The organism is Pseudomonas sp. DNDY-54 (assembly GCF_019880365.1).
GTDB lineage: Bacteria > Pseudomonadota > Gammaproteobacteria > Pseudomonadales > Pseudomonadaceae > Stutzerimonas > Stutzerimonas stutzeri_P.
On the sequence record NZ_CP082271.1, the window covers coordinates 269,745 to 291,910 of the forward strand.

Here is a 22,166-nt window from a genome sequence, read left to right on the forward strand (position 1 = left end):
CATCCTCCCGCATTTCAACCGGCGTTCAGGAATCGCTTGGGGAAGCCCGGCGCGACGGCCGGGCGAGATGTGGCTTAGGCCGCGCCGACCCCGGCAGGGGGATCGGGCTCGACCGGGACTTTTTGGTCATCGCTGAAGGCGATGACCTTGCGCAGGCGCACGGGGATCGACTTGGCCGCCGGAACCTTGCTGCGTTTGGCGTGGTGCCAGACCGGGAGGAGCGCATTGCATTCGGGGTAATACCCGGCGCAACAACCTTCCGGAATTCCGTAAGGGGTTACCCGCAGCGGCCCCACCGCACGATGCACACCGTCGTCGGCCACGGTGACGGCTTCGATTTTGTCGCCTTCAGCCAGTCCGAGGCGCGCCATGTCGTTGCAGTTCATCAGGATCACCGCGCGAGTGCCGTGGATACCGCGGAAGCGATCGTTGTAGCCATAGACGGTGGTATTGAACTGATCATTGCTGCGTAGCGTCATCAGTTGCAGGACGTCGCGCTGTTCATGACCGCCTTCCTCCGTGTCCGGATCCTCTGCGAGCATGGGCGGGTTGATGAAATTGGCCTTGCCGGTCTCGGTCGCCCACTCGCGCTTGCTCGCTCCCAACGGCCGATGGAAGCCGCCGGGCTCCATCATCCGTACGTTGAAGTCGTGGAAAATCTCGGGATAGCTCTCGGCAATGGCGTCCCGCACCAAGTCATAGTTGCCGACCCAGGCGTCCCAATCGAGATTCGGATTGTCGACCAGCGTGGCCTTGGCGAGGCGCGCGACGATTGCCGGCTCCGATAACAGATAGTCCCCCGCAGGTTCGGCGACGCCACGCCAGGCGCGGATGCAGCCCGTGCTGTCCTCGGTGGTGTTGCGCTGCTCGCCTGTGGCCTGGCGATCAATCTCAGTGCGACCCAGGCAGGGCAGAACGTAGGACACCTTCCCCGTAATCAGATGATTGCGGTTGAGCTTGGTTGAAATCTGCACGGAGAGCTGCAGGTTGCGCCAGGCCGGCTCCATTTGCAGGGTGTCCGGAATGGCCCGGACGAAGTTGCCGCCCATGGCGATAAAGCCTTTGATCTTGCCGGCGAGAATCCCTTCGCAGGCTTCGATGGTATTTACCCCGTCCTCGGTAGGTGACTCGAAGCCGAACTGACGGCGGAGATTTTCGGCGGGCACCTTTGCCGCTTTCTCGGTAATGCCGACGGTACGCTGGCCCTGCACGTTGGAGTGGCCGCGTACGGGCAGGATGCCGGCGCCTACCTTGCCCATATTGCCGCGTAACAGCAGCAGATTGACCAGCATCTGGATTGCCTCAACGCCGTGGCGGTGTTGGGTCAGGCCCATGCCATAGGCCGCCACAACCCGCTTGCAGCCGGCGTAGGTCACCGCGGCCGCCTCCATTGCGCTGCGGCTTAGCCCCGCGCGGCGCTCCAGCACCGGCCAGCTGTAACCACACATACGCTCCTTGAATGCCTCGAAGCCGTGGGTGTGTTCCTTGATGAATTCGACATCCAGCACGCGGGGACGGCCGGCGGCCGCCGCGGCGTCGTCCATGGCGAACAGCGCCTTGCACATGCCGGCGATGGCCGCTATATCGCCTCCGATCTTCAATTGGTGGTACTGGGTGCTGATGGTGGTTTCGTCCGGCGTCAGCATTTCCCGTGGCGATTGCGGATTGACGAAGCGCTCCAGGCCGCGCTCGCGGATCGGGTTGAAGGTAATGATCGGCGCGCCGCGCTCGCGGGCTTCCTGCAAGTCATGCAGCATGCGCGGGCTGCAGGTGCCGGTGTTCTGGCCGAAGAACAACATGCCGTCCATCTTTTCCAGATCATTCAGCGTGACGGTCGCCACCGGCACGCCGATGCTCTCCGGCAGTGCTACCGACGAGCTCTCATGGCACATGTTGGAGCTGTCCGGCAGGTTGTTGGTGCCATACATGCGCGCCATCAGCGCATACATGTACGCCGTCTCGAGCGAGGCGCGCCCGGACATGTAGAAAACCACGTCGTTGGGGTCTGCCATGGCTTTGAGTTCGCGACCGATCTCCTCGAAGGCCTGCTCCCAGCTGACCTGCTGATACTTGTCACTGGCCGGGTCGTAGCGCAGCGGATGCGTCAGTCGGCCTTGCTGCTCGAGGTCGAAGTCCGTCCAGTTGAGCAACTCGGTAACGGTGTGGCGGTTGAAAAACTCGGGGCCGCAGCGGCGGCTCGTGTTTTCCCACGCGGTGGCCTTGGCGCCGTTCTCGCAGAATGACAACGGTCGTGATGGGTGTGGCTTGGCCCAGGCGCAGCTGACGCAGGCGAATCCGTCGATTGGCTTGTTCTGCTTGAGCAGCAGTGATGCGCCCGAGAGTGGGATTTTTTCACGGATGAGGATGTTGGCGACCGAATAGGCCGAGCCCCAGCCGCCCGAAGGCGCGTCATAGGGCTTGAACGTTGGCTTGCTCACGTCGTACTCCTTTGCGCTGGCCGCGAATGCGCGGCGGCGGGTATCTAGTTACGACGTGGAGCCGGTTTGAACGTTCAACCGTGTGGATGACAGGGGTATCTGCGACTGACGAGCGTTGCCGCCACGCTACTCAAGGGCGAAGTCCAGCTGCCGCCAGGCTTCGTAAACGGCCACGGCGACGGTATTGGAAAGGTTCAGGCTGCGGCTGTCTGGGCGCATCGGCAGGCGTACACGATGTTCGCTGGGCAATGCGTCGCGAATGTCTGGCGGCAGCCCACGACTTTCCGGGCCGAACAGAAACGCATCGCCGCGTCGGTATTGCACCTGGTGGAAGGGCTGCGAGCCTTTGGTGGTGAAAGCGAACAGCCGCGTCGGGCCGATACTCGCCAGGCAGCTCGGCAGGTCCGCGTGGCGTTTGAGAGGGGCATATTCGTGGTAATCCAGACCCGCGCGCCGCAAGCGCTTGTCGTCCAGCTCAAACCCCAGCGGCTCGATCAGATGCAAGCTGCAGCCGGCGTTGGCGCAGAGCCTGATAATGTTGCCGGTATTCGGCGGAATCTCCGGCTGGAAAAGGATCACGTGGAACATGCGCGTCACCGACTCTGAAAACGACCGGCATTCTACTGCGCCAGGCGATCCGCTACGCCGTCATCGTCGGCGCTTTTTTGGCTCGCTGGTGCTGATCGGGTTGCTGGTTGGCGCGATGATCGGGCGCCTCATGGCGCCGGGGCCGGTCGAACTGCTGCGCATCGAGCCGGTGGCTGGCGGCATGCAGCTCTGGTTCGATCGAGAGCCGGAGCTCTACAGTCAAGCGGTGGACGGCGCGGTCGGCATGCTGTTCCAGGCGCAGGGTGGCACCGCCGATGGACGGCTGGACCTGGATGGCACGACGGTCGGGTGGCGCCTGCAAACCACCGAGAGGGGGTTGCTGTTGCACTTCGTGGCGACCCGGCCGCTCACCGCTGAGTGGAGCGGCGATGAGCGGGGTGGCGACTGGCTGCTCAATGTTCGGGTGACGCCGCGCTGATAGATCGCCGACGCGCGCGCGTCGGTCAGCTGTCTTCGCCCTCGTCCTCATCGCCACCATCGCCGCCCATGCCCAGTTCTTTGATCTTGCGCGTCAGCGTATTGCGACCCCAACCCAGCAGCAGGGCCGCATCGCGGCGTCGACCAGCGGTGTGCTTGAGTGCAGTCTCGATCATGATGCGCTCGAAGGCCGGCACGGCTTCGTCCAGCAGGTTCGACTGACCACGCGCCAGCGCCAGATCGGCCCACTGGTGCAGCGCCTGCTCCCAGTTGTTTGCTGGCATGGCGTCGGCGGGTTGGTTGAGCAGTTCCGGTGGCAGGTCGCTGACATGTACCTCGCGCCCGGAGGCCATCACGGTGATCCAGCGGCAGGTGTTTTCCAGCTGGCGTACGTTGCCCGGCCACGGCAGGTTCTGCAGGTATTCCTCGGTCTCGTGCTTGAGCAGCTTGGTCTCGACGGCGAGCTCCTGAGCCGCGCTGGCGAGAAAATGGCGGGCCAATGCAGGGATGTCTGCGCGCCGATCCGACAGGCGAGGGATATGGATGCGGATGACGTTCAGACGGTGAAACAGGTCTTCCCGGAATTTACCGGCCTGCACCAGTGTTTCCAGGTCTTGATGCGTCGCGGCAATGATGCGCACATCGACCTTGACCGGGGTATGCCCACCGACCCGGTAGAACTCGCCATCGGCCAGTACGCGCAGCAGGCGGGTCTGGGTATCGGCCGGCATGTCGCCGATTTCGTCGAGAAACAGCGTGCCGCCATCCGCTTGTTCGAAACGCCCGCGGCGTTGGTTGGCCGCGCCCGTAAACGCCCCTTTTTCGTGACCAAACAGCTCGGATTCCATTAGGTCCTTCGGGATCGCTGCCATGTTCAACGCGATGAACGGTGACGCCGCTCGGGGGCTGTGGCGGTGCAGTGCGTGTGCAACCAGCTCCTTGCCGGTACCGGATTCGCCGTTGATCAGCACCGTGATGTTGGAGTGCGACAGGCGACCAATGGCGCGAAAGACCTCCTGCATGGCCGGCGCTTCGCCAATGATCTCTGGCGTATGGTGCTGGTGGGCCGGCTCCTGCAGGTGTTGCTGTTCCTGCGCGTGCTGGTTGGCGCGCTTGACCAGCGCGACCGCATCGTCGACGTCGAAAGGCTTGGGCAGGTATTCGAACGCGCCGCCCTGATAAGACGCCACCGCGCTGTCCAGGTCCGAGTGCGCGGTCATGATGATCACCGGCAGGCGCGGGTACTGTTCGCGGATCTGTTTCAGCAGGTCCAGGCCGCTGGTGCCCGGCATGCGGATATCGGAAATGATGACATCCGGCTGTTGCCGCGACAGGCGGGAAAGCACACCGTCGGCGCTGTCAAAGCTCTGTGTGGCCATGCCGTCCTGCTGCAGCGCCTTCTCGAGTACCCAGCGGATGGAGCGGTCGTCGTCGACGATCCAGACGTTTTCGCTTTGGCTCATACGGATGGGACTCCTTGTTCCAGCGGCAGGAAGATCGAGAACGCGGTATGGCCAGGATGGCTCTCGCACTCAATCAGTCCTTGGTGCTGACTGATGATGTTCTGGGTAATGGCCAGGCCAAGGCCGGTGCCGTCCGGGCGCCCGCTGACCATTGGATAGAAGAGGGTGTTCTGCAACTCGGCGGGAATGCCCGGTCCGTTGTCGATGATCTCGATACGGGCAACCAGGCGATGCCGGACATGGCCAATGGTGAATTGGCGCAGGGTGCGGGTGCGCAGTGTCAGTCGGCCGAGGCCCAACTCGCACTGGCCGGCCAGCGCCTGCATGGCGTTGCGCATGATGTTGAGCACCGCCTGAATCATTTGCTCGCGATCGAGCAACACCTCGGGAATGCTCGGGTCGTAGTCGCGCACCAAAATGAGGCTGCCCTGGCATTCCGCCTCGATCAGGCTGGCCACATGTTCGAGCACTTCGTGGATGTTGATCATCGACAGCGACGGCAGCTTGTTGGAGCCGAGCATCCGGTCGACCAGGTTTCGCAAGCGATCGGCCTCCTCGATGATCACCTCGGTGTAGTCCTTCAGGTGCTCCTCGGGCAACTCACGCGCCAACAACTGCGCCGCGCCACGGATGCCCCCGAGCGGGTTCTTGATCTCGTGAGCGAGGCCGCGCACCAGCATCTTGGTTGTTTCATGCGCGGACAGTTGCGCCTCTTCCTTAGTGATCCGCAGCAGGCGGTCACGCGGCAGCACCTCGAGCAGCAACATGGTTTCCTGACGGGTCAACATGGGCGTGACGGCGTAATCCACCGTGAGCGTCTGGCCGTTGGTCGACGTCAATGTGGCTTCGCGTTTGGTGAAGGGATGGGCTTGCTCGACGGCCTGCCGTAGGGCCGCGAGGGCTTCGGATGACTCGGTGAACAGCTCGCTGATGAATTGGCCGTGGCTGCGCTGACCGCTCACAGCGAGCAGCATCTCGGCCGCCGGGTTCATGTATTCGAGCCGCAACCGCGAGTCGAGCAGCAGCGTCGCGGTGGTCAGGTTCTCGATCAGCAGGCGCTGTAGGGCTTCGTTGATCATGGCTGTCTGCATCCGATAGGTAAGACGGGAAATGCAAGAAGCAAACCAAGGCGCTCTTTTTCGGCGCGGCGCCGTGTGCACTAGCGCTCCAGAGCAGGGCGCCAGCGGAAACGAGTGAAGCGGATCAGGTCGGTTCGGTGCGTGCACCATTCAGGTGCATAGAATGGTCACAGAAAGGGCACGAAGGGAATATCTTTCTTTTCCTTGGGCTTGTCGGTCAGCGGACACTCGGGGCGAACGCCGTACTCAGCCTTTTGGCAGGGGTTGACCATTCGCCGTTGTGCAAGCGAGGTGCGAAGCAGATGAAACGTGCGAGGCGTACTGCGCTGCAGTGTCCGCCCTTGCTCGTCGATGACCTCAACGATCAGTTGATGAGTGCCGCGATCAATATTGTGCAGCGTGAAAGCAGGTCCGCTGCTGTCGGGCACCCCCGGGCTGCCGTCAAGTTGTAGCCGGTACAGGTGCCCTGGCTGCAATGCGGGCTCGCTGGTGACGGTGACGGACAAGTCACCCGCATTGTTGCGCAGGGTGGCGTCGGCTTCGGGTTGGATGATTTCCACCCGCCGGTAGGTGAAACCGGGCGTGGGTGGTGCTTCTCGTAGAGTGCTCTGCTGCCTGGACGGCGGCGCGGGCATGCTGTTGACCGGCCTCGCATCGACTGGCTCAACCGCCCGGCCGCCGGGGCGATCGGTGAACACCCGATTGCCCTGCGCGTCGGTGTAGGTGTAGATACCGGCGCTCGCGGGCAGTGCGAGCGCGGCCAGGGCAAACAGCGTTAGCGCTTTCATCTGCGCGCCGGACTGGAGGTGTTAACCCGCTGAACGGTGAATTGTTCGGCGCTGCGCTGAACCACCTGTTCGCCGCTGAGCACCTCCACTTCCAGAAGATGCGTGCCGCGGTCCACATTGTTTAGCTGCAGGGACGTGTTGTTGCTGGGGGCCGCCTGCGGGATGCCATCGAGGAGGAAGCGGACCTGATGGCCCTGTTTCAGCGGCGGATCGAGCTGGGCGTTGACAACAAAGGTGCCGTTATTTGCACGCAGCGCCTGTTCATCGGGCACGCCGCCGATGCTCAGGCTCCGGTAAGGCTGTTCGCTGCCTTGACGATCCGTCTCCTGCTCCAGAGGCGGTGGTGGCTCGGGTGTGCGGATGTTGACCGTGTTGGCCGGCGGCAAGTCGACCGTGTCGGCGGCGACGCCTTCGGGAGGCTGATTAGTGAACACCGTATTGCCCTTGTCATCGGTGTACTTATAAATCTCTGCGTGGGCTGACGCCACAACGAGTAGAAGCAGGCTGAACAATGCGATACGCATGAGGACGCTCCGCGGATGGGGTGCTGCAAGCCTTGCACCGCTCAGGCGTGCAGGCAAGTTTCATCAGCGTGAATTGGGAGAGGCAGCAACCTGACTCGACCGATTGGGCGAGCGTCACCGCCATTCCTGCCGAATCCGCCGGTATTCCGTGCCATAAACACAAACCCCGCCGTAAGGGCGGGGTTTGAAGATGCTAACGAGGCCTCCCGAAGGAGGCCCGCGCGAACCGGCTTAGACGCTGTAGTACAGGTCGTATTCCAGCGGATGCACGAAGGTGCGGACCTTGATTTCTTCCTCGCTCTTGAGCTCGAGGTAGGCGTCGATGAAATCGTCGGAGAACACGCCGCCCTTGGTCAGGAACGCGCGGCCCTTGTCGAGTTCTTCCAGGGCTTCCTTCAGGCTGCCGCACACCTGCGGGATCAGCTTGCCTTCTTCCGGCGGCAGGTCGTACAGGTTCTTGTCGGCCGCATCGCCAGGGTGAATCTTGTTCTGGATGCCGTCCAGGCCAGCCATCAGCAGTGCAGCGAAGCACAGGTACGGGTTGGCCGCCGGATCCGGGAAGCGCGCCTCGATACGACGGGCTTTCGGGCTCGAAACGTACGGAATACGGATGGAGGCGGAGCGGTTGCGAGCCGAGTAGGCCAGCATGACCGGTGCTTCGAAGCCGGGAACCAAGCGCTTGTAGGAGTTGGTCGACGGGTTGGTGAAGCCGTTCAACGCCTTGCCGTGCTTGATGATGCCGCCGATGAAGTACAGCGCCGTGTCGGACAGGCCCGCATAGCCTTCGCCCGAGAAGGTGTTTTTGCCATCCTTGGAGATGGACATGTGCACGTGCATACCCGAACCGTTGTCGCCATACAGCGGCTTCGGCATGAAGGTCGCGGTCTTGCCATAGGCATCAGCCACGTTATGCACGCAGTACTTCAGGGTCTGAACTTCGTCGGCCTTGGCGACCAGCGTGTTGAACTTGACGCCGATTTCGTTCTGGCCGGCAGTGGCCACTTCGTGGTGGTGCACTTCGATGACCAGGCCCATTTCTTCCATGGCGTTGCACATGGCAGTACGGATTTCGTGGTCGTGGTCGCACGGCGGAACCGGGAAGTAGCCGCCCTTGACGGCCGGGCGGTGGCCCTTGTTGCCGCCTTCGACGTCCTGGTCGGTCATCCAGGAGCCCTGCTCGGAGTAGATCTTGAACATCGAGCCGGAAATGTCGGACTTGAACTTCACTTCGTCGAAGATGAAGAACTCGGGTTCGGGACCGACGAATACGGTGTCGCCGATGCCGGTCGACTTGAGGAATTCCTCAGCGCGCTTGGCGATCGAGCGGGGGTCGCGGTCGTAGCCCTGCATGGTGCTTGGCTCGACGATGTCGCAGACCAGAATCAGGGTAGGCTCTTCGGTGAACGGGTCCAGCACGGCGGTTTCATCAACCGGCATCAGGATCATGTCGGAGGCTTCGATGCCCTTCCAGCCATGGATGGAGGAACCGTCGAACATCTTCCCATGTTCAAAGAAGTCTTCATCGTGAGCGTCACGAGCCGGGATGGTGACGTGGTGCTGCTTGCCTTTGGTATCAGTGAAGCGCAGATCAATCCACTTCACATCGTAATCTTTGATCAGTTGAAGCGACTTCGACATGGTGTTCTCCAAGTGGTGGAAGCGTGACAGGTTGCTTCCGAATCAGGGTGAAGCCGGGCGGCGATATTCCGCCAAGGCGACCTGCCTCACAAGGGAGCAAATTGCATGCCAGTGCTCTGTATTGGGTCTAGACGCTCAAGCGCGGTGGTCCGCCAGCGGTGCGTTTTGTTTCGCGATACGTTTTGCACATCTACTGCACTTTCTTGGTGCGCACGGCTCGGGCTTTGTTCAATTTGGGTGCAGTCAGGAGGATTTGAGAAAACTGCCTAAAGCTTGATCAATTTCCGATATACTCCGCCCCCCTCTTTTTACGCCTTGCCGGCGCATGCGCTGTTTCCATGAAGCTGATCGTCAAAGTATTCCCTGAAATCACCATTAAAAGCCCGCCGGTGCGCAAAGGCTTTATTCGCCAGCTGGCGAAAAACATTCGCGCCGTGCTGCGCGACCTCGATCCCGACGTACGGGTGGAAGGGGTGTGGGACAACGTCGAGGTGGAAACCGCGCTCAGCGAGCCGAAAGCGCTGCATGAGATGATCGAGCGATTGCGCTGCACGCCGGGCATCGCTCACTGCCTTGAAGTGCATGAATACCCGCTGGCCGACCTGGATGACATCGCCGAGAAGTGCAAAGCACATTTCGCTGACCGGCTCGTCGGCAAGATTTTCGCGGTGCGCTGCAAACGCGCCGGCAAGCATCCATTCAGTTCGATGGACATCGAGCGGCATGTCGGTAGCCGGCTGCGTCAGGAATGCGGTGCCGCTGGCATTTCGCTGAAAGCGCCGGCGATGGAAGTACGGATGGAGATTCGTGACCAGCGACTCTTCATCGTTCACGCCCAGCATGACGGCATCGGTGGTTATCCGCTGGGGGCGTTGGAGCAAACGCTGGTGCTGATGTCCGGCGGTTTCGATTCCACCGTCGCGGCTTATCAGATGATGCGCCGCGGGCTGATGACCCATTTCTGCTTCTTCAACCTGGGCGGCCGAGCGCATGAGTTGGGCGTGATGGAAGTGGCCCACTATTTATGGAAGAAGTACGGCAGCTCCCATCGCGTGCTGTTCATCAGTGTGCCCTTCGAGGAAGTCGTCGGCGAGATTCTTGAAAAGGTCGACAACAGCCAGATGGGTGTCGTGCTCAAGCGTATGATGCTGCGCGCCTCGACCGAGATTGCCGAGCGGCTCCACATCGATGCGCTGGTCACCGGCGAAGCGATTTCTCAGGTGTCGAGCCAAACACTGCCGAACCTGTCGGTGATCGACTCGGCCACCGACATGCTGGTATTGCGTCCGCTGATCGCCAGCCACAAGCAGGACATCATCGACACCGCGTTCGAGATCGGCACCGCCGAGTTCGCCAAGAACATGCCTGAGTACTGCGGCGTGATCTCCAAGAACCCGACCACCAAGGCCAAGCGCTACCGCATCGAGCACGAAGAAAAGCAGTTCGACATGGCGGTGCTCGAACGCGCCATGGCCAATGCCCGCCAGGTTGCGATCGACCGCGTGATTGAAGAGCTCGACCAGGACCTTCACGTCGAAGAAGTTGTCGCGGCCTCTGCCGGCCAGGTAGTTCTCGACATCCGCCATCCTGATGTTGCAGAGGACGAACCCTTGCAGCTCGATGGCATCGAAGTGCAAACGCTGCCGTTCTATGCGATCAACAACCGCTTCAAGGAGCTGGACGTGAATCGCCAGTACCTGCTGTATTGCGATAAAGGTGTCATGAGCCGCCTGCATGCTCATCATTTATTGAGCGAGGGGCATGTCAATGTGCGCGTTTATCGTCCGGCATAAAACGCCCGGGCTGAATGGCGGCAGTATCCGTCACCGCCCTCCCGACCTGCACCGCGGCCTGTAACAGCCGCGACACCTCGCCAATCATCCGCTTTTATCAAACTGAATTTTCGCGTAGGGCCGCTGGACGCATCCGCTCAGTCGCCCGACCCAACTACGAGACCACTACTGTGATCGATAATCTTCGCAACATCGCCATCATTGCTCACGTTGACCATGGCAAAACTACCCTGGTCGACAAGCTCCTGCGTCAGTCCGGCACCCTGGAGCGCGGCGAGCTCAATGACGAGCGCGTGATGGACTCCAACGACCAGGAAAAAGAGCGCGGGATCACCATCCTGGCCAAGAACACCGCCATTCGCTGGAACGAATACCGCATCAACATCGTCGACACTCCCGGTCACGCCGACTTCGGCGGTGAAGTCGAGCGCGTGATGTCGATGGTCGACTCCGTGCTGCTGCTGGTCGACGCCCAAGACGGCCCGATGCCGCAAACCCGCTTCGTGACCAAGAAAGCCTTCGAAGCCGGCCTGCGTCCGATCGTGGTAATCAACAAGGTCGACCGTCCGGGCGCGCGTCCTGACTGGGTCCTGGACCAGATCTTCGACCTGTTCGACAACCTGGGCGCCACCGAAGAGCAGTTGGATTTCCAGGTCGTCTACGCCTCGGCCCTGAACGGCATCGCCGGTCTGGATCACACCGACATGGCCGAAGACATGACCCCGCTATACCAGGCGATCGTCGACCACGTACCGGCCCCGAAAGTCGATATGGACGGTCCGTTCCAGATGCAGATCTCCGCGCTGGACTACAACAGCTTCCTCGGCATCATCGGTGTTGGCCGCATTGCCCGTGGTCGCGTCAAGCCGAACACTCCTGTTACCGCCATCGACATGCATGGCAAGAAGCGTAACGGCCGGATTCTGAAGCTCATGGGTCACCACGGCCTGCACCGTGTCGACGTTGAAGAAGCCACCGCTGGCGACATCGTCTGCATCAGCGGTATGGATGAACTGTTCATCTCCGACACCCTGTGCGACCAGAACCACGTCGAAGCGATGAAGCCGCTGACCGTTGACGAGCCCACCGTTTCCATGACCTTCCAGGTGAACGATTCGCCGTTCTGCGGCAAGGAAGGCAAGTTCGTCACCAGCCGTAACATCAAAGAGCGTCTGGACAAGGAGCTGCTGTACAACGTGGCCCTGCGTGTTGAAGAAGGCGACTCGGCTGACAAGTTCAAGGTCTCCGGCCGCGGCGAGCTGCACCTGTCGGTCCTGATCGAAACCATGCGTCGCGAAGGCTTCGAAATGGCCGTAGGCCGTCCAGAAGTGATCATCCGCGAAGTCAACGGCGCCAAGCATGAGCCGTTCGAAAACGTCACCATCGACATCCCTGAAGAAGCGCAGGGCAAGGTCATGGAAGAGATGGGCCTGCGTAAGGGCGACCTGAGCAACATGGTGCCAGACGGCAAGGGCCGTGTTCGCCTGGAGTACAACATTCCGGCCCGTGGTCTGATCGGTTTCCGTAACCAGTTCCTGACCCTGACCAACGGCGCAGGCATCCTGACCTCGATCTTCGACCGCTACGACGTGATGAAGTCCGGGCACATGTCCGGCCGTCAGAACGGCGTGCTGGTATCGGTCGAGACCGGCAAGGCATTGACCTACTCGCTGGAAACCCTGCAGGCGCGCGGCAAGCTGTTCGTCGAGCACGGCCAGGAAATCTACAACGGTCAGATCGTCGGCCTGAACAGCCGTGACAACGACATGGGCGTGAACCCAACCAAAGGCAAGAAGCTCGACAACATGCGCGCTTCGGGCAAGGACGAAACCATCGCCCTGGTCCCGCCGGTCCGCTTCACCCTGGAGCAGGCACTGGAGTTCATCCAGGACGACGAGCTCTGCGAAGTGACCCCGAAGTCGATCCGTCTTCGCAAGAAGATCCTCGACGAAGGCGAGCGCAACCGCGCTGCGAAGAAAGCCAAGGCTTGATTCCCGCCTAGCTGCAACGAAAAGGCGCCTTCGGGCGCCTTTTTGCTGTCTGTTGTTTCAGCGATACAGGCGTTTCTGGTTCGACCCCGTTCCAGTGAGGGGCAGCGGGAACCGCTTGAATTCGCCACCCCTTTCATGCGCACAAGCGAGGCGACCTGCCCTACCCAGGCCGGACCGTGATGCCATTCTCACGCCGCACCGAGGCGCCGCTTGGCCTCCCGCTACCTTGCTAATCTGCGCCTCTGACCTGAAGGGGCACGGACGCATGACATTTCGCGTAGTACTGACGGGGCGGCCCATCCAAGGCTGTTCTAATGAGCGCATCGAGCAGCGGCTAATGGAGCAGATGAAGCTCTCTGCGGCTCAGGCAAAACAGCTGCTGCCTCCCGCCAAGCGGATGCTGAAGCAGGGGCTGGATCGCGCTGGCGCCGAAGCGCTGCACAAGCGGTTCCAGGCGGCAGGGCTTGAGACGCGCATCGAAGCGAGCGAGCCGATGCCAGCTGCTGATCCACTGCAAGCGCTGCAGACCTTGGCTGGGGCTGGGCTCGAAGCTAAACGGCCGAGCCATCGTTACATGGCGCACGTGCTGCTTGTGACCGCGTGCTGCCTGTTGATCCCCGTACTCTACGCCGGTTTCGTCATCGCCCTTGCCGTGGCGCTGGGCTGGTACCTGAGCCATGTGCATGTGTACCTGGCCGACGGTTTCAGCGTCTGGCTGAAGCTGTGTGCCTATGTGATTCCCGCCGTTAGTGGCGGCATCCTTCTGCTCTTTCTCGCACGGCCGCTGTTTTCGAAGCTTGCACCAGCTGAGCGTGAGCTGGCGCTGGACCTCAGCGCCGAGCCGCGGTTGCAGCAGGTCATCGAGCAGCTCTGCAAAGCGATCGGCGTGCAGGCTCCGGTTGCGGTCCATTTGTCCGCCCAGGTGAATGCCAGTGTGCATTTTGAAGAGGGCTGGCGTGGGCTGCGTTCCGGGCGCAAGGTGCTGACAATCGGTATGCCGCTGGTGGCCGGGTTGACGACTCAACAGTTCGTCGGCGTGCTGGCCCACGAATTTGGACACTTCGCCCAGCGCCTGGGGTTGCGCAGCAGTTTCCTGATCAACCGTGTCAATGCCTGGCTGGAGCTACGCTGCCATGCGAGCGACCCGTGGGATGACCGTCTCGATGAGTGGCTGGAGCGCGACCTGTGGTTTCCCGTACCCCAGGCGCTACAACTCGCGCAATTCGGTATCGACCTGTCGCGTCGGCTGATGGACGTTGGATTCAGGCTGAGCTTTCGCCTGTCGCGCTCGCTGTCGCGGCAGATGGAATTCGATGCCGACCGCTACGAAGCACTGCTTAGCGGCAGTGAGGCGTTCCGCCAGACCGCTCTGCGGCTGCGCACCCTGGCTGAAGCGTGGCAGGCAGTCGATCAGAAGAACGGCAACATCTGGCGTGAGCGGCGGCTGTTGCGCAACATGCCGGAAGCGACTGCATTGATGGTGTCGCGCTTGGACGCGCGCGTGCTGCAAGCGGTGGAACAGGGGCTTGACGCTCAAGTGACCCGCTACTGGGACACGCATCCGGCGGATCTCGACCGCATCGAGCACGCCGAGTCGCTGAAGGCGCCCGGGTTCCTGCGCGATGAGCGTCCGGCGGCTTCGCTATTCGTGCGCTTTGCCGAGCACTGCGAGCGCGTAACGCTTGAGTATTACGCCGACCTTGGCCTGGATGTTCATGGCGCACAGCTGCAAGACAGCCAGACGCTGTTGAACACCAACGCACAGCGCGAAGACGCGCTCGGCCAGCTGCGCGAGTGGAGCGGCCGACAGTGGCGAGCGAAGCCATGGCTAGCACTGCACCTGCCGCTACAGGCCGGTCATGCCGATCTGAGCTGGCAGACGGCGATCGATATGCTGCGTCAGCAGTCTCCTGAAACAACCCGCGCCTGGCAGATGGCCGCCGAGGAAGAGGAGCAGCGCAACGCCCTGGCCTATGGTCTCAGCTGGCACCGCTGGGGCGAAACGACCTGGCTGAACGAGCGTGAGCCGCTCGTTCCCGAGCTGCACGAGCCGTTGTATCGGCAGATCGAGCAGAACGAGACGGCTGCGCGCCAACTACTGGCGCAGACCGCCTCGCTGTATCGGCGCCGGCTTGAATGCACGCTTGCGCGCGGCAATGACACCGCCCGCAAGGCCGGGCGTCTGTTGCTGCAGCTCAGCGCCTTGTACACCGATTATTCGCGTTTGGCCGAGAGCCGTGAATTGGCCAGACGCTTCCAGCTCGACTACCGCCGGCGGGGCGATACTCAGGCCGACCGGCTTCAGCATGATGCGCTGCTGCGTTATCAGGATCTGGCGCTGCGTCTGCTGTCCAAGGCGGACGGTATCGCCCAGCCCTATCTCGATGGTGACACCCTCGGCGGCTATCTGCGCCTGCGTTGTCCGCAACTCAAGGTGACCGCCGGCGAGCCAATGCGCTTTTTCGAGGACAGCGCCGCGCTGCTGGACAGCCTGGCGTATGCGCACGAGCGGGTAGCCGCCGAGGTTGCGCGCGTCTGCCTCGCGATCGAGCGTGGCCAGGGCATTCGCGGGATTCGCCTGCTCTCCGAGACGGCCAGGGCACAAGCCGAGGTGGTTTAAGCAGCGAAGGCAAGCGCCAGCCTGGTCGTCGCGTCTCACAGCTCGGTCGGAAGATTGAACGGATTCTATAAAACCGTCGGGCTTCGTCGCGTTGTTCGGCCGGAGGTTAACGGGTAGTTGTCTGGGGCTCCTGGGCTCGGGATGCCGCCTCCAGGCGCAGCTCCTCCAACAGGGTCCGAGCCGCGAAGTCTGCCGCGTCCGTGAAGGGATTGAGCACTCGGGCAACACCGGCCGCATCCAGTGCTCGGCCGTGCTGGTCATCGCGGACCACGCCTGCAATCTTTCCCTTGAAGCCGGCGTGGCCAAGCGCGTGAAGGAAGGCGCGGTTCGCTTCCCACTGCGGAAAGCTTGTGACCACCCACTCGGCGTGCTCCAAGGGCAGGGATTCGAGGAATGCCGGGTCCTCGCCGTCACCGAAGCGCACCGGCAGACTAGCGCGGCGAAGCGTTCGTATCGCTTCGGGGTCGAAATCGACGCCGAGCACCGGCAGCCTTGCCTCCGACAGTTGCTGTAGCAGTCGCGAGCCGTAACGGCCCAAACCAAAAATAATCACCCGCGGCTGCCCCGGTGGCCGGGCATCCACTTCGACGGCAAGTTCGCGGTAGGGCCGTTTGCGCTCGAACAGGCTCAGCCACGGCGCGAGGCGTTCATACAGCGGCTGGGAGAACAGAATCATGTACGTCGAGAGCATGATGGTCACCAACCCGACCAGCGTTGTCAGCCCCAGCGCCTCCGGCCCGACGTGGCCAAGCGTAATCCCCATGGCGACAAACACAATCGAGAACTCACTGATCTGGGCCACCGTCAACCCGGCGAGGAACCCCGTGCGCTTGCGGTAGCCCATGTAGCCCATGATCGCCATCACGATCAGCGGATTGCCGATGAGGACGAACAGCGCGAGCACGATGGCGGGGACGACTTCGTTACCCAGCGTGGAGAAGTCCAGCTTGCCGCCCAGGTCGATGAAGAAGAACAGCAGCATGAAGTCGCGGATGCCCGTCAGGCGCGCATTCATGGCTTCCCGGTACGCGGTGGAGGCCAGCGAGAAGCCGGCGACAAAAGCCCCCGCTTCCTTGCTGAAGCCGGTGTAGTCGCCGAGCGCGGCGAGCCCGGTGCCCCAGGCGATCGCAAAGATCAGCAACAGCTCCTGCGACCGCGCCATGCGGCTGACCAGTCTCGGCAAGACATGGAGCATGAGCACGTACATCAGTATCGCGGCCCCTGCCAGGCGTAGCGCCAGCGAAACGGTGACCTCTCCCCAACCCGCATCACCAGCGCCGCGCAAGGCGCTCATGGTCATCATCGCTAAAACAACCGCCAGGTCCTGAACGATGAGAAAGCCGACGGCGATACGCCCGTGGAGTGAGTCCAGCTCGTGTTTATCCGAGAGCAGTTTGACGATGATGATGGTGCTGGAAAAGGTCAGCGCTACGGCGATGTAGATCGCTTCCATTGCGGTCTTGCCCATCAGCAAGGTCAGCACGAAGCCAAAGGTAATGGTGAAGGCCAGCTGCCCGAGCCCGGTCGCCAGCGCCACGGGCCCTATATTGCGGATATGCGCCAGATCGAGCTTGAGGCCGACCACGAACAGCAGAACGGCGACACCAATCTCTGCCAGCAGGTGGATCTGGTCCTCAGCGTTCACGGGGCCGAACACCGCAGGGCCGAGCAGAATACCGACCACGATGTAGGAGATCAGCAGCGGCTGACGCAGGCTCACGGCGATCGCCCCGACGACCGCCGAAATCATCAGCAGCAGGGCGAACTCGGCGAAGGGGCCGTGGGCGAGCAACGCTTCCATCTGGTTTCTCCCCGTCGAACGGCGCCGGTGTGAATCGGTGGTGCCGGGTGCAGAGCGTCGGCGCTGCGCCTTGGTTGCGATTGTCTAGCTTAGCCTGTTCGGCAAGGGGGCTCCGCTCAACCCGCGCCTAGTGCGGGCCGTACAATGCAGGCCTTTTGTTAACGCGCCCGTGCGGGCGCGTGGAGCCACAGGCAAGGAGCCGCGCGATGCGTGGGGCGTATTGCCAGCGGCAGCGTGGTTAAGGGCTACCCAAAGTCGGTCACGCCTCGTGGTAACCAGCCTGTCGACGTACGGGCTCGAGGCTGTTCACTCTTCAAGCGCGCCGATGATGTCGCCGAGCAGCCGATGCAATGCATCGCGATGGCCCATCGCGCCGCCGGACGGCTGCTGCGTGCTTGATGTCATTACGACCGTCATTTCGAGCCCAGGCACGACGTAGACCATCTGCCCGCCATAGCCCCAGCCATAGCGCACGTCTTCGCCGGCCAACTGGGTAATGAACCAGCCGTAACCATACCCGTGGCCGGTGTAGCGTGAGCGGGTGCGGGGCGTCCAGGAGGCGTCTATCCAGTCTTGTGACAGCAGCCGCTCGCCTGTGGCAGTAAGCCCACCGCGGCGGTACAACTCGCCGAAAGCCAGCAGCGAGCGCGGTGTCATCGCCATTTCGTTGCCACCGAGATAAATCCCCTGTGGGTCGCGCGTCCAGGCGCTGATGGCGAAGCCGTCGAGGGGTGCCAGCCACTGCCGCGCCAGCTGCAACGTGGATTGGCCGGTGCGCCGGGTGAGGATTGCCGAGAGCAGGTGGCTGGAGCCGGTGGAGTAGATCATCGGCCCGCCCGGTTCGGCCTCGAAGCGCCGCGCCAGTGCGGCGCGCACCCAGTGGCGGCTTGCGACCCAGACGCCGTAGTTGCGGCCGGATGTCGAGCCGAGCCCGGCCTGCATGCTGAGCAGGTGACTGACGGTTACCTGTTGCAGGCGCGGATCGGCTTGGCTGGGCAGATCAGATCTGTTCAGCAACTCGGCGATGGGTTGATCGACGCTCTCGATAAAGCCCTTGTCAATGGCGATACCCACCAGTGCGGAGATCACCGATTTGGACGCGGATTTGATATTGGTCGGCGCGGTCGTGCGGTGGCCGCGGTAACCCCGTTCGGCGATCACCTCGCCCTGCCGGGTGATGATCAGGGTTTGCAGCGGCGCCAGTCGTTCAGCCTGATCGAGCACGGCCGCGAGCTCCGTGTTGGCAGTAGCCAGCGGGCTAACGACAAGCAACAGCGCCACGCGGAATACGTGGCGATAGCTGAGTTTCGGTGCACGCAAAATGTGCTCGGCAGGACTGGGCATGCAGCTTGGACCCTGACCAGGCTCTGCCGTGCAATCCCGTAGCCGGGCGGATGGCTCGCTTATAGGGTCGAACTTACTGGCGAATCCAGGTCTGCGTGCGGCCCAGCGCCTCGATGCCGATGTAGCCGCGCACTTGCAGCGTGTCGCCGCCTTCGAGCAGCGTCGCCTTGGCGCGGTAGGTCTTGCCATTGGCCGGGTCGAGAATGGTGCCGTTGCTCCAGGCCTGCTCGCCGTCGGGCTTGAGATCCCAGAGGATGGTCATGCCGGTGATGGGCTGGTCCTTGCGCTCGCCGTCGCATTCGCTGCAGACCGGGTTCGGCCCGTGGTCCGACTTGAGAATCTCCGCCACCTTGCCGGTTAGCGTGCCATCAGCAGCCTGCTGGATTTCAACGATGGACTTGGGTTTGCCGGTCTCGTCGTCGATGGTCTGCCAGCGGCCGGCAGGCGAGTCGGCGGCGAAGGCCAGAGACGAGAGCGAGAGCGGAAGGGCGAGCAGCAAGGCATTGAACAAGAGGCGCATGGTTTCTCCACGGTTGAAAAGGCAACGCCGACTCTAGCACCGGGGGTTTCGCTGCGGTGGGCCTGGCAGGCTGACCGGTTGGTTCTCGTCGCTTATGTCATTCTCAATTTCCGGTAGCGCTTTCCGGGTTGGGCCGTGGCGACCCCGGCGCATGCAGGCTGAAGGTGCCGCCGCGTGCTTCGTGACGGGCAGGGCTGATGCAAACGTCTCTACGGTCAGTTTCCCCTGTCACGCTTGAACTCGTTGAGTGCCTTGCGGCAACCGACGCCGGCGCCTTCGCCAAGACCTGCCTCCACCCAGGGCAGGATCACCAACGGCGGCGCAACCAATGCGCCGACAACGCTCGCGACCGCGCGGGCGATCAGCTCGTTGGTGACTACTTCCACCTGCGGGTCAGTCAGGGTGCCTTTCAGCTGCACGGGCGAGTTGCCCGAGAGCAGGCTGAAATCCTTGGCGTGGGCTTCAAAGGCCAGGTCCAGTTGCTCGGTAGTCAGGTTGATGGTTCCGCCGCCGGTGACGTTGCTGTCGACGGTGCTGATGAACAGCTGCTCCAGCTTGGCCGTGCCTTGTTCCGAGGCGAAACGCAGGTAGGCGCAGTTCATCTCAACCTGCTCTGAGTCGGACAAGGCCGCGACGGCCGCTTCGCCTGCATCGAGACCGAGAAGCTCCACCGCCAGCATGTCGAGCTTGCCGCCCGACATCGCAAGCTCCAGCTGACCGTTCAGCTCGGCGGCCATTTCACCGAACGACTGGCCGTCGAACCTGATGTCCAGTTGCCCGCCGATCGTACCGGCCGAATCCTGTGCAACCTGTGACAAGTCGGCCTCGCGTAGCACTGGCGAGAGGTCGATGCGCTCGAGAGCGAGCTGCAGCGAGCCGGTGGGCTGCGGTGGCCGCACATCGACTCGCAGCCTGCCATTCGCCTGGCCGCCGCCAATGGCAAGCTGTAGCGGTTCGACCTGTAGAACGCCATTGTCCAGTTCGGCTTTGAAATCGACAGCGTTCAGTGGGATGTCTTTGGCGGTGACCCGTTGTGCCTCGTAGCGAATGATGGCGTCGCGGTTGCGTAGCGCATCGAGGCCGAGTGGCTCATCCGAGAACAGCTGGTCGCCTGCGGGATCGGTGGGGGTGTCCGGTGCTTTCAGATCCTTTGTATTGAGCGTATTCGAGTACAGATTCGCCCAGAGCATGGTTCGGCCGCTGAGGCTTAGACGGACGTCACCGCTCAGGTCGCTTTCGCCCCATCGCGCTCTGATGTCTTGCAGGCGCAGCTGTTCATTTTCCCAACGCAGGCGGCCGCTCAGTTGGTAGGGCGCGAGCGAGGGCAGGTCGAGGCCCAGCAACGGATTCAGGCGCGCCGGGTTGGGGCCTCGAATCGATAGCTGGACGTCCGCGGCGTGCAGCTCAAACGGATTGGTGACCGAGCCTTCAACCTGGAGACGACTCTCGCGCGATGTCAGGGTGCCGTCGACTGGGAAGGGTTGGTCGTCAAACAGCGCGAGCAGCGGACCGCCGCTCAGCTCGACGTGCAGCGGCACGCCATTTCGTTCGGCATCGCCTTGGATGTGCAGACCTGAATCGGTGGATTCGGCTGCGAACTCAACCCAGAGGTCCTGTGCGGGTGCGTTGTAGCGCAGCTGCGTGTCGCTCAAGCGGGCTTCGTGCTCTCCCAGGCGCGCATGCAGTTCGCCATCCAAGATGCCCAGCGTCTCGTAACCCAGCGGGGCGAGTGCCTGGCCGAGGTCCAGCTGATCAACCGTCACGTCGAGGGTCCCGCCCAGCGAAGCCTGTCTCAGGTCGAGGGCGCCGCTGGCCTGTATGGCGCCGTCAGCCTGTGCAACTTGCAACCGCTCGATCGTCAGCTGCTGCTCGGCAAGCCTGGCGTCGAGCACGATATCGTTCAGCGTCACGTCGCCGTAGAAGAGCCGGTCGAGCGTCAGGTCCACGTCGGCATGGTATTCCCGTAGCGGTTCCAGCATCTGCCGGATGCGTCGTGGCAGCGAGGCCTGAGAGTCGTCGGCCACCGCCGACGGTTCGTCTGTCTGCAGCCAGCGCATCACGCCCCAGCGATTGAGGTCGAGCTGGTTACCGTTCAGCTTCACCGTCAGCGCTGGCGTTGCACTGTGTTCGAACACCAGCGAGCCGTTTAGCTGAGTCATCCCGGTCTGCAGGTCGATATCCTGCAGCGCCCAGCGCGGCCCCTCTCGCTCCAGCTGCGCGCTGAAGTTGAATGCCGGTATATCGATCGCAGGCTGCCTGAAGTTTATTAGTTCGGCTGTTTCGGGTGCCGTCAGCTTAAGCTCGCCGCGCAGTGCATCCAGCTGAGGCAACGCCTGCGCCTCGCCGTCGAAACCGGCCCGTATCTCGCCTAGCCGAGCGTCCAGTTTGACGGCGTAAGGCGACTCCGATGACAACGCCGTGGCGGGCCGAGCACCAATCAGCCTTAGCCTCAGCGGTTGGCCTTGAACGCTGCCACGTCCTTCAACCGAGAGCCGGCGCTGGCCGGGCGCCTTTTCGGTGGTGGCGATATCGAGGGTTATATCGGCATCGAGCGCGGCGTCGCGGTAGGTCAGCTGGCCGTCGCTGATGCGAATGCGATCGGGCTGGAGCGGTGATGCGCTGTCGTCGGGGCTGTCCTCGTCGATCAAGGTCGCCCAGTTCGAGCGCCCATCAGCACGTCTGCTGAGATGGACGCGTGGTTGTTCTAACCCGAGCAGTTGCAAGCCAAGGCTGCCGGTTAGCCATGCGCGGGGGTCGAGCTGTACCTGCAGCGCATCGAGTTCCAGCATATGGGCCGTTTCAGCCCATTCAGGGTTGGCGACCTTGACGTCGCTGAGGCGAATACCGAGCGGCCAGGCCCAGTCTACATCGAGGCTGCCGATGTCCACGGCTCGGTCGCCCAGGCGCTGGCTCAGCTGCGCTTCCAGCTGCTGCTGTGCCCACTGGGTCTGAATCATCATCGCCGCGCCTGCCAGCAGCAACAGCATTGCTGCCAGTACGGCCACGGTGATTTTCGCCGCCTTTGCCACCCTCTTCTGCGCCTCCGATTGCGTACACAACGGTCGAATGCGATCGGCTGCACCGAGGCAGCCCTATAAGGGGTCGACCGCGGGCGGGCAGAAAAAGGTCATCACGAGATAT

15 protein-coding genes are annotated in these 22,166 nt (G+C 62.5%); 4 read left to right on the forward strand and 11 right to left on the reverse strand.

Going from position 1 to position 22,166, the window contains the following annotated elements; translation table 11 throughout:
- Window positions 1-74 precede the first annotated feature (74 nt).
- Together K4O48_RS01305 and trmL are read right to left on the reverse strand one after the other, a co-directional pair.
- Window positions 75-2,438, reverse strand: coding sequence for an FdhF/YdeP family oxidoreductase (locus K4O48_RS01305; protein ID WP_222910405.1), 2,364 nt, complete (start codon window positions 2,436-2,438; stop codon window positions 75-77).
- A gap of 126 nt (window positions 2,439-2,564) precedes the next feature.
- Entirely contained in the window at window positions 2,565-3,026 is a 462-nt protein-coding gene (trmL, locus tag K4O48_RS01310) for a tRNA (uridine(34)/cytosine(34)/5-carboxymethylaminomethyluridine(34)-2'-O)-methyltransferase TrmL (protein ID WP_222910406.1), read from the reverse strand.
- Between trmL and K4O48_RS01315 the strand changes: the two genes are divergently transcribed.
- Complete coding sequence (locus tag K4O48_RS01315; protein WP_222910407.1) at window positions 3,025-3,465, forward strand: hypothetical protein; 441 nt, start codon at window positions 3,025-3,027, stop codon at window positions 3,463-3,465. The genes trmL and K4O48_RS01315 overlap by 2 nt on opposite strands.
- 25 nt (window positions 3,466-3,490) lie before the next feature.
- On the opposite strand, the gene ntrC is transcribed toward K4O48_RS01315, so the two are convergent.
- The 5 genes from ntrC to glnA form a co-directional block, all read right to left on the reverse strand.
- A complete protein-coding gene (gene ntrC / locus K4O48_RS01320; protein WP_222910408.1) occupies window positions 3,491-4,927 on the reverse strand; it encodes a nitrogen regulation protein NR(I) in 1,437 nt (478 codons plus the stop codon).
- Entirely contained in the window at window positions 4,924-6,006 is a 1,083-nt protein-coding gene (glnL, locus tag K4O48_RS01325; RefSeq protein WP_222910409.1) for a nitrogen regulation protein NR(II), read from the reverse strand. Before glnL ends, ntrC begins: the two co-directional genes overlap by 4 nt.
- A gap of 167 nt (window positions 6,007-6,173) precedes the next feature.
- Entirely contained in the window at window positions 6,174-6,794 is a 621-nt protein-coding gene (locus tag K4O48_RS01330) for a DUF4124 domain-containing protein (protein ID WP_222910410.1), read from the reverse strand.
- On the reverse strand, window positions 6,791-7,318 hold the full coding sequence (locus K4O48_RS01335) for a DUF4124 domain-containing protein (RefSeq protein ID WP_222910411.1): 528 nt from the start codon (window positions 7,316-7,318) through the stop codon (window positions 6,791-6,793). Before K4O48_RS01335 ends, K4O48_RS01330 begins: the two co-directional genes overlap by 4 nt.
- Before the next feature lie 231 nt (window positions 7,319-7,549).
- Window positions 7,550-8,956 (reverse strand): glutamate--ammonia ligase, encoded by a 1,407-nt coding sequence (gene glnA, locus K4O48_RS01340; RefSeq protein WP_019340485.1) that lies wholly within the window; start codon window positions 8,954-8,956, stop codon window positions 7,550-7,552.
- Between the two features lie 338 nt (window positions 8,957-9,294).
- Between glnA and thiI the strand changes: the two genes are divergently transcribed.
- The 3 genes from thiI to K4O48_RS01355 all read left to right on the forward strand — a co-directional run bounded on the left by thiI (window position 9,295) and on the right by K4O48_RS01355 (window position 15,360).
- Window positions 9,295-10,749: a tRNA uracil 4-sulfurtransferase ThiI gene (thiI, locus tag K4O48_RS01345; protein ID WP_222910412.1), complete on the forward strand. Its 1,455-nt coding sequence runs from the start codon at window positions 9,295-9,297 to the stop codon at window positions 10,747-10,749.
- A 170-nt stretch (window positions 10,750-10,919) separates the two neighbouring features.
- Complete coding sequence (typA, locus tag K4O48_RS01350; protein ID WP_222910413.1) at window positions 10,920-12,740, forward strand: translational GTPase TypA; 1,821 nt, start codon at window positions 10,920-10,922, stop codon at window positions 12,738-12,740.
- Between the two features lie 265 nt (window positions 12,741-13,005).
- Window positions 13,006-15,360 carry a M48 family metallopeptidase gene (locus K4O48_RS01355; protein ID WP_222910414.1) on the forward strand — a complete coding sequence of 785 codons (2,355 nt, stop codon included), beginning with the start codon at window positions 13,006-13,008 and terminating at the stop codon, window positions 15,358-15,360.
- 106 nt (window positions 15,361-15,466) lie between these two features.
- On the opposite strand, the gene K4O48_RS01360 is transcribed toward K4O48_RS01355, so the two are convergent.
- The 4 genes from K4O48_RS01360 to K4O48_RS01375 form a co-directional block, all read right to left on the reverse strand.
- Complete coding sequence (locus tag K4O48_RS01360) at window positions 15,467-17,161, reverse strand: cation:proton antiporter (RefSeq protein ID WP_222910415.1); 1,695 nt, start codon at window positions 17,159-17,161, stop codon at window positions 15,467-15,469.
- Window positions 17,162-17,467: 306 nt separating this feature from the next.
- A complete protein-coding gene (locus K4O48_RS01365; protein ID WP_260523686.1) occupies window positions 17,468-18,505 on the reverse strand; it encodes a serine hydrolase in 1,038 nt (345 codons plus the stop codon).
- 73 nt (window positions 18,506-18,578) lie between these two features.
- On the reverse strand, window positions 18,579-19,025 hold the full coding sequence (locus K4O48_RS01370; protein WP_222910416.1) for a DUF2147 domain-containing protein: 447 nt from the start codon (window positions 19,023-19,025) through the stop codon (window positions 18,579-18,581).
- 215 nt (window positions 19,026-19,240) lie between these two features.
- On the reverse strand, window positions 19,241-22,030 hold the full coding sequence (locus tag K4O48_RS01375) for an AsmA family protein (protein WP_222910417.1): 2,790 nt from the start codon (window positions 22,028-22,030) through the stop codon (window positions 19,241-19,243).
- Between the last annotated feature and the right edge of the window lie 136 nt (window positions 22,031-22,166).